Annotated in this window: 11 protein-coding genes; 4 read left to right on the top strand and 7 right to left on the bottom strand. The window is 49.1% G+C overall.

Annotated features, from left to right (window positions below):
- The first annotated feature begins 27 nt into the window (after positions 1 to 27).
- Both RIN69_RS01205 and proP read left to right on the top strand, forming a co-directional pair.
- Entirely contained in the window at positions 28 to 1,605 is a 1,578-nt protein-coding gene (locus tag RIN69_RS01205) for an EAL domain-containing protein (RefSeq protein ID WP_313855035.1), read from the top strand.
- A gap of 430 nt (positions 1,606 to 2,035) precedes the next feature.
- Complete coding sequence (gene proP / locus RIN69_RS01200) at positions 2,036 to 3,541, top strand: glycine betaine/L-proline transporter ProP (protein ID WP_313855033.1); 1,506 nt, start codon at positions 2,036 to 2,038, stop codon at positions 3,539 to 3,541.
- A gap of 41 nt (positions 3,542 to 3,582) precedes the next feature.
- Here proP and RIN69_RS01195 read toward each other — a convergent pair whose 3' ends face one another.
- The 7 genes from RIN69_RS01195 to RIN69_RS01165 all read right to left on the bottom strand — a co-directional run bounded on the left by RIN69_RS01195 (position 3,583) and on the right by RIN69_RS01165 (position 11,094).
- Positions 3,583 to 4,317, bottom strand: coding sequence for an EAL domain-containing protein (locus tag RIN69_RS01195; RefSeq protein ID WP_313855031.1), 735 nt, complete (start codon positions 4,315 to 4,317; stop codon positions 3,583 to 3,585).
- A 21-nt stretch (positions 4,318 to 4,338) separates the two neighbouring features.
- Positions 4,339 to 5,016, bottom strand: coding sequence for a fimbrial biogenesis chaperone (locus RIN69_RS01190; RefSeq protein WP_313855030.1), 678 nt, complete (start codon positions 5,014 to 5,016; stop codon positions 4,339 to 4,341).
- Position 5,017: 1 nt separating this feature from the next.
- Positions 5,018 to 6,616 carry a fimbrial protein gene (locus RIN69_RS01185; protein ID WP_390902560.1) on the bottom strand — a complete coding sequence of 533 codons (1,599 nt, stop codon included), beginning with the start codon at positions 6,614 to 6,616 and terminating at the stop codon, positions 5,018 to 5,020.
- Positions 6,617 to 6,620: 4 nt separating this feature from the next.
- Positions 6,621 to 9,113 (bottom strand): TcfC E-set like domain-containing protein, encoded by a 2,493-nt coding sequence (locus RIN69_RS01180; protein WP_313855027.1) that lies wholly within the window; start codon positions 9,111 to 9,113, stop codon positions 6,621 to 6,623.
- A 17-nt stretch (positions 9,114 to 9,130) separates the two neighbouring features.
- Positions 9,131 to 9,808: an EcpB family pilus assembly chaperone gene (locus RIN69_RS01175; protein ID WP_390902488.1), complete on the bottom strand. Its 678-nt coding sequence runs from the start codon at positions 9,806 to 9,808 to the stop codon at positions 9,131 to 9,133.
- Positions 9,809 to 9,878: 70 nt separating this feature from the next.
- A complete protein-coding gene (gene ecpA, locus RIN69_RS01170; RefSeq protein WP_313855025.1) occupies positions 9,879 to 10,499 on the bottom strand; it encodes a common pilus major fimbrillin subunit EcpA in 621 nt (206 codons plus the stop codon).
- 49 nt (positions 10,500 to 10,548) lie between these two features.
- Positions 10,549 to 11,094, bottom strand: coding sequence for a hypothetical protein (locus RIN69_RS01165; RefSeq protein ID WP_313855023.1), 546 nt, complete (start codon positions 11,092 to 11,094; stop codon positions 10,549 to 10,551).
- 685 nt (positions 11,095 to 11,779) lie between these two features.
- Between RIN69_RS01165 and RIN69_RS01160 the strand changes: the two genes are divergently transcribed.
- A complete protein-coding gene (locus RIN69_RS01160) occupies positions 11,780 to 12,811 on the top strand; it encodes a LacI family DNA-binding transcriptional regulator (RefSeq protein ID WP_313855021.1) in 1,032 nt (343 codons plus the stop codon).
- Positions 12,812 to 13,080: 269 nt separating this feature from the next.
- A complete protein-coding gene (locus RIN69_RS01155) occupies positions 13,081 to 14,001 on the top strand; it encodes a TIM barrel protein (RefSeq protein ID WP_313855019.1) in 921 nt (306 codons plus the stop codon).
- Positions 14,002 to 14,011 lie beyond the last annotated feature (10 nt).

Genomic DNA, 14,011 nt, shown 5'->3' with positions numbered 1-14,011 from the left:
AATAAGGGGAAAATAGTGGTGCCATCCATGCAAAAGAAACGCGAACGCGGCTGGCTTGTGCTGTTCGCGGCGGGTCTGTTGCCACTGATTTTGGGTGTGTTTTTTACCTTTATTGTTGCACAGCGCATCGAGCAGCGTCAGCTGGAGACCACTGCTGACATGGTGTTAAACCATGCGGAAAATATCAGCGATCATGCCTGGGATATGATAGGGCAGCTTGAACAATACGATCCTCGCGCCTGTGGCACTATTGGCAAAGACATTCAGCGTATTGGCTCGATTACCGCCTATTTTCGCGCTGTCGGATTGATCCACAATAATCAGGTGTTGTGCTCTTCAGCCTACGGTCAGTATCCGGGCACCTTACAGGGTATGACCCACAGGTCGTTACCGTCCCCACACCCCGATACCTGGGTTCAGTCGCTCGCCGGCACTGCGGGCGCGCCACAGCGCCCGGCAGTACTTTTTTTACGTCAGCAACCCAGCGGATACGGCGCTTACGCGCTGATCGACGGCCAGTATTTACTCGATTTTATGCATGCGCTGAGCTTATCTCGCAGCTATCAGATTACCATGCAGTTTAATCATGGCTATCGCATTGAAAGCGGCCACATTGACACCGACAGCAACCTGTTCTTCAACAGCAATAAGTATCGCGTTAACTCGGATCGCTACCCAATCACCATCAGCGTGACGTCCCCGCCCTCAGAAGCGATTAAAGCCTGGCGTCAGGTATTCCTGACGTTTCTGCCGATGGCAGCGATTCTGTCACTGTTATTTGTGGCGCTGGCCAGTAACTGGCTGAAGCGCAGGCTGTCGTACCGTGATGAAATACGGCGCGGCATCGCTAACGAAGAGTTTACAGTCAATTATCAGCCGGTTTATAACACCACTACTGCCTCTTATGCGGGTGCAGAGGCGCTAATGCGCTGGCAATGGCCTGACGGTGAGTGGGTACGTCCGGATGTGTTTATTGCCGCCGCCGAAGCCGAAGGCATGATTATCCCGTTGACCCAGCATCTGTTGCAATTGATTGCGAAAGACGTCAGTCAATGGGAAGTGCAACCCGGCTTCCATCTGGGTATTAACGTCGCTGCCGAGCATTTACAGCACCCGTGTTTCGTCAACGATATTCGTCAGTTTGCAGCCAAAGTGGCGGATAAACCGCTGGTTATCATCCTTGAACTGACCGAACGTAGCCTGATCAGTGAAGGTAAGCAGGTGGCTGAAAAGCTGGCGCTGTTGCGACGAGAAGGGATTGAAATTGCCATCGATGATTTTGGCACCGGCAACTGCTCGCTCTCTTATCTGCAAACCTTCGAACTCGATTACCTGAAAATCGATCGCGGTTTTATTAACGCTATCGAATCGGTTGACGGCGAAACGCCGGTGCTGGACGCCATCATTAACCTCAGCCATAAGCTGGAATTGCAGGTGTTGGGTGAAGGGGTTGAAACGCCGATGCAGCTGGAGTATCTGAAGAATCATGGCGTGGTATTTATTCAGGGCTATCTGTATGCCAGGCCGATGAGCAGCGAGGCGTTGATCCACTGGCTGGCGAATGAAGGCACATTGCCGTTAACCACCGTTTTTCACGCCAATTAGTGCGTTCGGCAACGATTAGCCCTGAGTGAACTCATGAGGTCATTCAGGGCTGAGGCTGCGCGTAAATCCACTGTAAACCGATAAATTCCGCCTAAAAAACCAGCAAACGATTATTCTGCGCAAGAATTTTCTTATCCCATCACCCTGCTGCCAAAGCGCATGATTACGCTATTAATCACAACATTAACTGACAATTCGCTCAGATTCGCCACAGATAAACTGACCGAAAATTACATATAGCGCTATTCAGACGATATACTGTAATCCGGAGAGTACCGATTTCCTCAGGAAATAGTTTTTCCCGGTACTTCTTTGGCATGGCTACCAAATGGCCATTATAAGAATTTATCCTGGCCCTGGACGGCCTGTTCAGTCAGTGCATACCGGTCAGTGAAAATTTTCATTTTTGGGTAAATACAGGGCATTTTATATGAAGCTACGTAGGAAGCGTGTAAAGCCAATTGCGCTGAATGATGTCACCATCATTGATGATGCAAGATTACGTAAGGCAATCACCGCAGCGTCACTCGGTAACGCTATGGAGTGGTTCGATTTCGGGGTTTACGGCTTCGTTGCCTATGCACTCGGTAAGGTCTTCTTCCCTGGTGCCGATCCTGGCGTACAGATGATTGCAGCGCTGGCAACCTTCTCAGTACCGTTTTTAATCCGTCCACTGGGCGGCCTGTTCTTTGGCGCACTCGGTGATAAATACGGCCGCCAGAAAATCCTCTCAATTACCATCATCATCATGTCGATCAGTACCTTTGCCATCGGCCTGATACCCTCCTATGCCAGCATCGGCATCTGGGCGCCAGTGCTGCTGCTGCTGGCAAAAATGGCACAGGGCTTCTCGGTAGGTGGCGAGTACACCGGCGCGTCTATCTTTGTTGCGGAATACTCTCCTGACCGTAAGCGTGGCTTTATGGGCAGCTGGCTGGACTTCGGTTCGATTGCCGGTTTCGTCCTCGGTGCCGGCGTGGTGGTACTGATTTCCGCGATTATTGGCGAAGAGAAGTTCCTTGACTGGGGCTGGCGTATTCCGTTCTTCCTCGCACTGCCGCTCGGTATTATTGGCCTTTACCTGCGCCATGCGCTGGAAGAGACGCCAGCATTCCAGCAGCACGTTGAGAAACTGGAACAGGGCGATCGTGACGGCCTGCGTGAAGGTCCGAAAGTCTCCTTCAAAGAGATCGCAACCAAGCACTGGAGAAGTTTGCTGGCCTGTATCGGTCTGGTGATTGCCACCAACGTGACCTACTACATGCTGCTGACTTACATGCCAAGCTACCTGTCACACAACCTGCACTACTCGGAAGATCATGGCGTATTGATTATTATCGCCATCATGATCGGTATGCTGTTTGTACAGCCGGTAATGGGCCTGTTGAGTGACCGCTTTGGTCGTCGTCCGTTTGTGATTATCGGCAGTATCGCACTGATGGCGTTCGCGGTTCCGTGCTTTATGATGATTAACAGTGGCGTGCTTGGCCTGATCTTCGCTGGTCTGTTGATTCTGGCAGTGATTCTTAACTCGTTTACCGGGGTAATGGCTTCCACTCTGCCAGCGATGTTCCCGACGCATATTCGCTACAGTGCGCTGGCCAGTGCCTTTAACATCTCGGTATTAATCGCTGGTCTTACGCCAACGCTGGCCGCCTGGTTAGTCGAAAGCACCGGCGATCTGTATATGCCGGCTTACTACCTGATGGTAGTGGCAGTTGTCGGTTTGATTACCGGTATCATGATGAAAGAGACGGCCAATAAGCCACTGCGTGGCGCGACTCCGGCCGCATCCGACCTGGCTGAAGCGAAAGAAATTTTGCAGGAACATCACGATAACATCGAACAGAAAATCGAAGATATCAACGATGAGATTGAACAGCTGGAGCAGAAGCGTAAGCATCTGATTAACCAGCATCCAAATATTAACGAGTAATCGTTCTATCCCCTCAGGCCACTGAGGGGATATTTTTCACTTTAATGCCGGGTCATACGGTTGCCAAAAGCGCTCAGCACCTCGGCAAAACTAACCGGTTTGCCAAAACAGAATCCCTGCATGAGCGAAAGATTAATCCGCCTCAGCTCTTCGGCCACCGCCAGCGTTTCCACCCCTTCAGCCACTACCTGCATGCCCAGTTCATGTGCCAAATCAGTGAGATGCTGGATAACCGCTTTTGGCCGTGCCTGCTGCGCATTTAATATCAGTGACTTATCAAGCTTGATCACGCTGAAATTAAATCTCAGTAAGGTGATAAACGATAAATAGCCGTTGCCAAAATCATCCAGCGCCAGCATCACGCCCATACCGTTAAGTTTTTCCAGCAGCTGAGAGATGGCGCGATCTGCGGCAATGTCCTGCGCTTCATTCAGCTCAATCATGATCCGGCCCTGATAGCCGCAAGATAGAAAATCCTGGCAGCAGGAAATCACTCGCTGATCGGCATTATTAACATTGATGTTGAAACTCAGGTAGTCAACGACAGCAAAGAAGTCGGCATGCGCCCGCACCATCATTTTGACTTTATGCATCATTTCAGCGAAATGCAGCATTTCGCGATCCACATCATTATGCAGATTAAAATCTGCCGCCGGGCTGCACCATTTTCCTGCGCGCCGCCAGCGCGCCAGCACTTCAAAAGCGACAATCTTTCTGGCTGAGTAATCGATAATGGGCTGGAAAAAAGGCGTCAGCACCTCATCCTCTTTCATCATGACGTCCGCAAAAAAACTTCATCAGAAACACCCCTTGCCAAGACGCATATACTTTTTCAGCCCGACAATGAACTTCTTGTTAATGTCTTTCAGTTTATGGCTGCTGAAATGCTCACCCGGCAATAAATTGATGCGGGTGGCACTGTTGTCGTTGGCTTCACAGCCTTTATGGATCAGCACGGTAAAATAGGTATTGCCGTTATTCATCAGCACGCCTTTCTGCTCATCAAGATGCCAGGACAAATTTATTTTGCGCGGCCTGACTATCAGGATTGTGCTCATGCTGATAACCGGCTGTGGCAGAAATGCCTGCTTCGCATCAGGTTTATGCACCAGGTTGAGCGGGGTTTCGGAATAGCTGATGCGGTAATAACGCTCCCGATCGTCCTGCGGGCCTTTGTAGTAAATCTTGAAAAACTCGCTCTGATTTTTCTCAAGAAAAAACTTCAGCGGCGCGTAAAGCAGCTCTCCCTGTTGCAGCGGCGAGGCATTCTCGCCGCCCACGCCCGGCTTATCGATCCTTACCGCCGAAACGTTATACAGCTTTGACGAACCGGTATTATTCAGTACCCGCCGCGCAATAAAGTTCTGATCGGCATCCATATCGTAAATAATCGAATCAAACCAGGCGGCCTGACTAACGGACGATGCGCTGATCCCAGAGATAAATTGCAGCAATAACAGTAATTTCTTGATCATCTTAATTCGCCGTTACGCCTATCCAGGTAGCGGTGACTTTGATCTCGCCGGATGCTGAAACCGTGCCTTCCCAGTCATCGCCGCTAACGGTTTTAAACGAGCGATTCACACTCATCGGGAATAGCAGCTTTAGATCGGTACTGTAGTAGTAACCATCGTCTTTGGACGCATCCCATGCGGTTTCCGTCCACTGCGCGTCATTCAGACTGATCGGTTCTTCACTGCAACTGTTACTTTTTCTTACCCGGGTTCCGCTGGCCGAAGTATAAGAGAGGCGGGCAGGAACCGGCACGGACACGCTGTTGTCAGCGGAAGTGAACAGACAATATGGAATGCTGTCGAGGATGACGCTACTTCCCGTCACCTGCGCAGTGATCGCATCGGCCTGCTGCGGTCCGGAAACCGTCACCCGATAATCAAGCTCAATATCGTCGCCGCCAATAGTGCCGGTTCCGCTTGGTGAGATTTCGCCGTCGCTGGCAACAATGCTGATGCCATACTCTTTTGGCGTGATCACTATCGCACTGGAGGGAGTGAACTCATAGAAGCCGGACTCAGGAACCGCTGAGTTACTGAAGGAGAATGTGAAAGGTTGCGTAGAGGTACTGATGTTGGTACCGGCATTAACAATCGCTCGCAGAAAGTTATTCGACATAAATATGTAAACATATTCACCCGAAGTGGTGAATACATTGCTGTAAGCAGTAGACTGACTGAAGTTATACCAGTTGGTACCGTTACCGCTGTATCTGACCATAGCCGCCGTTGGGGTAAAACCCAGTACGCTGTTGTCAATTTGCATCCTGAAGGTTACACCAGTGCCAAGTGCCGCCGACTGCCTAAGACTATAGGAAACCATCTGGCAGGTTACGCCGCTGACATTGTTCACCACCGCAACACTGCAATAATTTGAACCACTGTTGATACTTGGCGTGCCGTCGCTGGCAATAAACAGCTCCGCCAGCGCATTTGTGCTGACCAGCGTCAAATGGCCCAGTTTATTCAGGATAAAATTGCGATAGCGCCAGGTGGCGTTAGCCACATCCTTGCAGCGTACCCCCGCAGCGTAATCATAGTTAACGGCGGTGGTGCAATAATTCAGTACCAGAGTCTCGCTGCCACCTACGCTCATCGCTTTAAAATACTCATAGGCAGAGGAGGACAATGTTGCGAAAGCATAGGATCCGTTGTTAACGCTGTTACCGCTCAGGGCATGATAGATGCCATTGGCATCAGTAACATCAGCCGGGATGTTACTGCCAGACGGGCAGGTTGAGCCGTTATTCATGCAGCGTAGACCCCTAAACGGCGTTTGGATTGGCGAATCGTTAAACCATATATCTTTGTACTGGTTTGAATCAGCCCAGCTGGTACCGATATAGCCCAAACTACGTTGGTTGGAATTATACTTCACCCAAACGTTAGCACCGCTAAAACGTGGATCGGTCGTCCTCGGCGTAATGAAATATTCATTATCAATATCATTTTCAATAAACAGAAAATTGTTGGTCACGGCGCTGGCTGAAGTGGCCGTCGCGGCCGTCACCTGCTGCGCCCAACATGCTGCGATAAAAGAGACAATCAGCGTAATTTTTTTCATCAGATTAACGACTCGCCGTAACTTGCTGTGGAACACAATTAACATCACCAACCCATATCGCCCCTTTGGCCTTATCCAGTTGCAGATCGGCTTCACAACGCGCTCCGCTGCTGTCAGTCAGCGTCAGCACCGGGTAGTGGGTATCAATATCCATCGAGAACTCCCCTTCCTCATTGGTGCGGGTGCGGCCAATGTGGTTGTGGATATCCTGGTTGGCGGCAATGGCACCGGACGGGTATTTAACCCGGCCAAAAACCGTCACCATTTTCTTAATGGTCGGCTGAATAACCCCGACATTGCCGGGATAAAGTGTCACGCTACTCTGACGACCATCGACAATGTCAAAGCTGTCCTCTGAGTTTTTATCGTTCATAAACTCAATGTGATAACGCGCATAAGGCGGTAGCGAGATATAGCTGCCCTTACCCGACACCCTGACGGTTTTGCCATTGATTTTCGCCGCCAGATCGCCGTCATCTTTTAAGCCAGTCTTGATCATCACGCCGGCGCGCTGCTTCTCATGGCTAAAGCCCACACCACCACCACTCCAGGCAACCGATCCCATTGAAGAGAAGTTGACGTTAGTCGAGGCGTCTGAGGAGCGATTTACCGACACCGTGCCGGAGTTATACGGCGAGATATAGTTGGTAAAGCCACTAATGGCATAGTTATCAGCATGAGAGTTACCGCCATCAAGACGTTTAGATACCGATGCGCCCACCGAGCGAATCAGTCCGTCATTAAATTGTTTTCTGGCGGTCAGATTAGCGCTTTTACTGCCATTTTCACTGGAGATGCCCGCACTCAGCCATTTGCCGAGCGGCAGAGAGAAATCCAGCGAAATATATTTCTCCGTCAGGTCGCTATTGGCATTATTGGTGTAGTTATAACGCTGCACACCGGCGCGTAAACCAATGGTGCCGTAGCGGGTAGATGCCAGATTAGTGGAATAATCAAAAGTGGTGTATTCATTGCCAGTGTGGCGATTATTGGTGCGGCTGAGAGTGATTAAGCCGGCACGGTTGACCAGTTGATTGAGATTCAGCGTTGCCCCTGCTGCCAGATAATCCGTCTCTTCAACCGGCAATCCCTGCTGAATACTGCTCTTATCACGACTGATCCACAGCGAGCCATAACCGGCCGGGATTTGCAGGTTAACCGTACTGACGTTACGCCACGAACGATTATTTGACACCATTACGCGGCTGTTCAGGCTCACCTGCTCACTGATGGCAAGATTCGCTTCGGTTTCACTGACGCCATTCTGGTCAAAACCGTACAGGCTCGACTTCATCGCCAGCCCCGACAGCAGCGGAAAGTTTATCGCCCCTGCAACACCCGCCAGCCAGGTTGTCTGCTGGCCATAATCGCGCGAGTAATTCCGCCGGTAGTCGATTTTATTGTATTGCAGACTGCCGCCAAAAAATTGCCAGGCCAGTTGATTCATTTCGGCCGAAGAACGAGAAAAAGCCTTGTTGATCATTGCACTACGACTGCTCACCATACGACCATTTACCACCACTTCCAGCACAACCGGATAAACGCCGTACGGCAGACGTGAAGTATCGATCTCATAACTTCCCATTGAGAAGTTTTGAATACTCAGCAGCTTGCCATCACGCAATACATGGACTTCACCTGCCGCCGGTAAGAACACCGTAATCGGCGTCAACGACAACGTATTGTTCTCAATTTTGGTGCTGGCTTTATTGCCATAGCTGGCGCCGTAAATTTTTCCGGAGTTAAGCGTATCGAGGCTGGTGATCGATTGCAGATTCCAGGTATCGACCATCCCGGCAGCAAAGCGCCTGCCTGCGTAATCGCGTTCGTACATCGCCCGATACCATTTGCCGGACAGATCGGACGAGCCGCCACCGTATAGCGAACCATTCAGATTAAAATGATGCTCACCTTTGGACGTGGTGTTATCCAGCGTCACATAAGTTCTGGAACTGGATGTCGCGCGGTACTGGTTGTAATAGCTACCAATGGCATAGGTCAGAACCGAACTCAATCCGGTGACATCTGCCTCACCCAGCAGCGAGCTTCTCGGCTTCATCACTGCCGTAAGGGCTTTTTGTGAAACATCCAGAACCAGTTGAAATGATTTAATGTCGAGGTTTAATACCGCGTCTGACGAAAAAGCGATTTTATTATCCGCATCGAAATGGGTATCTTTCATTGCTTTGACGATATTTTTCGTTTCGATGGCAAGTTCGGTATTGTCTTTCAGTTCAACAAGTTCGATCTCTTTCACAAAAAGGCCTTGTTTATCGACAGACACAATAGCATCAGCAATTTTTTGCTGGCCTGGTGCATCCTGGCTATCAACAAACTTTAAATAGACCGGGACTTTCATGCCCTGAGAGAGCGCACGGGAAAAAGCCTTAGGAATAATATAATCACCCAGGGTATTAAAAGTCTGTTCTTTGGCCATCGCCGGACTGATTGCCGCCGCCATAAGCCAAGCCGCAGCACTCATTTTAGAGGCACGCATAATTAAACCTTTAATTATTATTTAATACTGATAAAAGTTTTTCCGCGCCAGATACCCACATGGCTTTTCGCCGAACTGAGATTTACATAGTTCAGTTTTTTCGACATACCAGGCATTACATAATATCGCTCTCTGCAGCTGTCCTGGTCTTCCATCTTTTTCAGACACTCACCATGCGCAATAATCCGAAATGACGTATTACCTTCATTGGTGACCGAACCATTCTTAAAGCTGTATTTGAAATTCTCTTTGCGTGGCGCCACGACCAGAATAGTGCCGATTTCAGCTGAAGTTGTCGCCACACCGTATTTACTGGCAGTGTTGCGGCTATTATCAGCCAGTGGTTCATCAAGCCACTGCAGACGATAGTAACGTTCCTTATTATCTTCAGGCCCTTTATAGATTAAACGAAAAACATCTTTTGCCTGACCTGGCAACACCAGACTGGCCGGTGTAGATAATAACTCCCCTTTTGACTCCATCGGGATCTCAACACCGCCGGGCAAAGGAGAGGAAATACGCACCACGTTTAACTGAATATAACGTGCGGTATTATTGGTATTGGTAATTTCTTTAGCATGAATATGCTCACCGGGATGCATAATAGAGGTAATCTCACCCACATCAATGGCGTTAACCGCGGGAAGCATCAGCATCAGCGAAGAAAATAAAAGTCCGACCGTAATTTTATGCATTTTCTCTGACTTTAAAAATGGGGCTTAATAAAGCCCCAACTGACTAATAATTGGCTTAGTTATTTAAACTTTAGGCACCAACTTGTACTGAAGAAGAATCACTGCTTGAGCTCTCATCTACCGTCCAGGTCGCGGTAAACTGAACTTTAACGTCACCACTCCAGAAACCGTCATTCAGCTGAGCAAAGGTGGTCGTCGTGCTGCCATCTGAAGTGGCAGAATCAATGCTAAAAGTGAAATTACCCTGTGCGCTGGTACGATCTGCACTGGCATAAGCATTGTTACTAACCAGACTCGCCAGCCCACTGGTCAGGTTGTTACCGTGGTTAACCAGATCGGTGGCTGCGGTGGAAGACAGCGCAGTGCCGTTCCACGCTACGCCAACATCAAGAGTGGATGCACCGCTGCCGGTAAGCGTATTGCTAAGTACCTGTGCGGCCAGTTTAAAATCGGTAGCCCCACTCTGTCCCTGAATAGTGACATCGAACGCACCATTTTGAGTATTAAAGCGCTGCATGCCTTCGGCATACTGGAAGGTGATTGAATCAAGCGGAGTGACTACCAGAGTACTGGTAGTATCTTTAGTGGCGGTTGCTGTCCAGGTTGCAGTAGCAGTTGCGGTAACGTCAGCTAAAGTATTAACGCTGTACAAACCGGCAGATAAAGCAGCTATCAGAGCAATTTTTTTCATTTTATAAATTCCCAGGTAAATATTAAAAGAACACTAATGGTATTGAGGGTTAAATTAATGCAAAAATACTCGGCACTTTCAGTTTCGTCAGTAATGCATTCCTTCTGCTATAGAGTGACTTCCGATTCATCTTGATAATATTGGCAATGGAGGTGATATCCCGCCCTCTGAGTAATTCCCGCAACAGGAAATACTCTTCGTTATTTAACGACTCGAGATTTTCCCGACAGCCATACGAAACAGGACTCGCAGGTTCGACGGCATTTATAATCTCATCGCGAATAGTATCAACATGACTGTTCAGCATTACCGTGGTGCTTTTAAAAACGTGCCCGTACTTGCGCTCGTAGTAATTAGCAATCGGCAACGTATGCTCGTCTGCCAGAAAGACAATACAATCCCTGGACAGATCTTTGCTGAACAATCCTTTTTCGTTAATTACAATTTCCCGCGTGTTACCTACGTTAAAATCCACAACAATAATAAAGTTATTGTTGGTGACTAAACTGGACTCGCTGATCAAAAACTTTATCGAAGATTCAAATAATTTATTTGCAGGCCAGAGCCACAAAACTTTCTCTCTCGCTTTGTTCACCCATAGCCTTCCTTATAAAAGTAGAACCCCTGGCATTAAAAGACAAAAAAGGCCAATCACTGATGAAATACAATGAACCATCCGGTTCGTGTGTGAAAATTATACGGAGCCGGAACAAATATCGTCAACCCCCGAAATCATTTCCGATTAATCATAAGTTAAATGCATATATAGTCACAAAGCCATATAAATCCGCCATACGCAAAATAAATCACTTAAAAACCACCAATGACACAATTTTTGTGCTGAGGCCAAACTGCGGTTTAACTCACGTTTAGGAAGGGAATCGGCTGAGTTCCGGGAATATTTACGCTTTCTTAAGAAAATTCTTGGGATAATTCGGTAATATTATTCACATTTGGAAATATTATTTCTTAATTATTCATCAATATTAATGCCGCTAATGTTTTTTGGTGAAGAAAATTAACAATAATTGTTAAGAACTTTTCCGGTTATTAAAATATTTATAAAATAAACCTGGAGTTATTAACATTCACCGATCCGCTCTCGCTGACATTCTTTGCGCCAGATCATCTTATCGTGACTTTTTTAGCGTAAAGGCGAAAAAACTCGGCACGTTGCCACTCTCTCAGGCAGATTAACCAGCCGTACTGCCGTTTTTTTCAGGCTATACATTCTGTTACGTGATAAATTTCTGTCAGGTGGACAGCAAAGTTGATGAAAGATGAGAAATCCAACAATAAAGGATATTGCGCAACAGGCGGGCGTGGGTGTGGCTACCGTGGATCGGGTGCTAAACCGCCGTGCGCCGGTACGTCAGGAAACTGAAGCAAAAGTGATGGCCGCAGCCACTCGCTTAGGCTATCGCTTTCCACAAGGCCTGCCTGATACATCCCATGCTTTCAGAACTGGCACCAGCATTAAAATGGGGTTTATCCTGCTGCCAGAAGATTACTCTTTCTATTATCCATTTTCTCAGCAGCTGAGGCAGCAAGCCGCGCCCTGGCACCAGGACGATGATCGGCCAGAATTTCATTTTCATGCCATCGATGCCATTGAAGCGACCGCTGCACGCATCCGCGAACTGGCGACCCGAGTCAATGTTATCGGGCTGGTCGCGCTGGATAATCCGCTGATCCGCCATGCGGTTGAGGAAGTAACTCGCCGGGGAGTCAAAGTCTTTGCGCTGTTATCCGACCTTTCACCCTGTGGCCACACGGGCTATATCGGGCTGGATAATCGCAAGGCGGGCCGAACTGCCGCCTGGGCGGTGGAGAGGCTTCAGCGCAAAAACGGTAAAATTGGCATTATCATCGGCGACCATCAGTTTCTCTGTCAGGAAACCTGTGAAATCAGCTTCCGTTCCTATTTGCGCGAGCGCATGGCTGGCCACCAGATTCTCGAACCGGTTAAAAGCCATGAAAGTATTGCCGGTGGCTATCAGGCTGCAATGCAACTGTTACAACAGCATCCCGATTTATCGGTCATCTATGCGCCCTGTGGTGGTGTTGAAGGGGTGATTCGCGCAACCGCAGAGCATGGCAGGCGGGAAACGTTGACGCTGATTTCTCACGGACCTTTTGCTGACAGCGATCTGGCGCTTATCAATGGTACGGTTGACCTGATTATCGGCCATCGGCTGGCCGAGCTCTCCAGCACGGTGATCGATGCGTTCAGACAAGCAGTGCTGGATAACAACAGCGGTTTTATCAATCACACCTGCCCTTTCGAACTGCTTACCGCCGAAAACTGCTAGTTCTGCTGCTACAGCCTCGGGCATTTACCGCTTGCTGTAGCACCTTTCACCGCCCTTATTCCGCATCGCATTCACCTTGACTGCACTTCTGAATGATAGATTTCTATCATTTAAAACTATCATAAATAGTTTGATCGCTATCAAAAAACAAAGATTCCATCATTGATGGTTTTGGAATATCTATTTAATACTCTCGCTAACGATCGACAGCGATCGGCGATCGATCGCTATCTCCGGATCCTTTAACCCTGTCAGTAACGGAAATAACTATGACCCTACATATTGCTAATGCCCCGTGCAGTTGGGGAGTCGATGACCCTAATAATCCTTTTTTACCGCCGTGGGAAAAAGTTATGCAGGAGGCAGCACAGGCAGGTTATCGCAGTATTGAATTAGGTCCGTGGCGCTATTTGCCAACCGACAGCCAACAGCTCACCACGGCGCTGAATCAACACGGTTTATCGCTGGTTGCAGGCACCCTGTTTGATGACCTGGTCAGCGAAGCCAATGTCGACAATATGATCGCGCTGACGCATAACATCTGTCGAATCCTGTCCGACGTGCCGACTGCTGAGAAAACTCACGGAGATAACGCGCCAGCGCCGTATCTGGTGATTATCGATTTTGGTGATGCCAATCGCGCCAGGCTGGCCGGCCAGTATGATAAAGCGCCACGTCTGAGCGCGGCTGACTGGCAACGCATGATGCAGCACATCATCACGCTCAGCGATATCGCCCGGCAGTACGGCGTGCGCCCGGTAATTCATCCTCATGCCGGTGGCAATATCGAATTTGCCGATGAACTGGAAAAACTGGTGGCGGATATTCCGCACTCTGTCGCCGGGCTGTGCCTCGATACCGGGCACCTGTACTACGCCGGTATGGATCCTTTGATCTGGCTGGAAAAATACTTCTCACGCATCGACTATCTGCACTTTAAAGATGTTAACCCGCAGATATTTGCATCGGGCCTGAAACGCGAGCTGGACTTCTTCAGCGCTTGTGCAGAGGGCGTGATGTGCCCACTGGGCCAGGGTGCGATTGATTATCCGGCGATACGCGCTTTCCTTGCCGAACGCGATTACCAGGGCTGGATCACCATCGAACAGGAGCGCGATCCTCGTAACGTCGGGAGCAGCCTGCGCGATGTCACTGCCAGCCTGAACTATCTGCATTCCGTCGGCTTCTGACAGGGGAAAT

This window comes from Winslowiella toletana (genome assembly GCF_032164335.1).
In the GTDB taxonomy this organism is placed as follows: domain Bacteria; phylum Pseudomonadota; class Gammaproteobacteria; order Enterobacterales; family Enterobacteriaceae; genus Erwinia; species Erwinia toletana_A.
Note: the sequence above shows the minus strand (reverse complement) of the source record. Positions and strands in the feature narration are given on the sequence as shown.

Coding starts and splice junctions, on each gene's coding strand:
- RIN69_RS01175 (WP_390902488.1), bottom strand. CDS start 9,808: ATGCATAAAATTACGGTCGGACTTTTATTTTCTTCGCTGATGCTGATG.
- RIN69_RS01180 (WP_313855027.1), bottom strand. CDS start 9,113: ATGCGTGCCTCTAAAATGAGTGCTGCGGCTTGGCTTATGGCGGCGGCA.
- RIN69_RS01160 (WP_313855021.1), top strand. CDS start 11,780: ATGAGAAATCCAACAATAAAGGATATTGCGCAACAGGCGGGCGTGGGT.
- proP (WP_313855033.1), top strand. CDS start 2,036: ATGAAGCTACGTAGGAAGCGTGTAAAGCCAATTGCGCTGAATGATGTC.
- RIN69_RS01205 (WP_313855035.1), top strand. CDS start 28: ATGCAAAAGAAACGCGAACGCGGCTGGCTTGTGCTGTTCGCGGCGGGT.
- RIN69_RS01195 (WP_313855031.1), bottom strand. CDS start 4,317: ATGATGAAAGAGGATGAGGTGCTGACGCCTTTTTTCCAGCCCATTATC.
- RIN69_RS01155 (WP_313855019.1), top strand. CDS start 13,081: ATGACCCTACATATTGCTAATGCCCCGTGCAGTTGGGGAGTCGATGAC.
- RIN69_RS01190 (WP_313855030.1), bottom strand. CDS start 5,016: ATGATCAAGAAATTACTGTTATTGCTGCAATTTATCTCTGGGATCAGC.
- RIN69_RS01185 (WP_390902560.1), bottom strand. CDS start 6,616: ATGAAAAAAATTACGCTGATTGTCTCTTTTATCGCAGCATGTTGGGCG.
- ecpA (WP_313855025.1), bottom strand. CDS start 10,499: ATGAAAAAAATTGCTCTGATAGCTGCTTTATCTGCCGGTTTGTACAGC.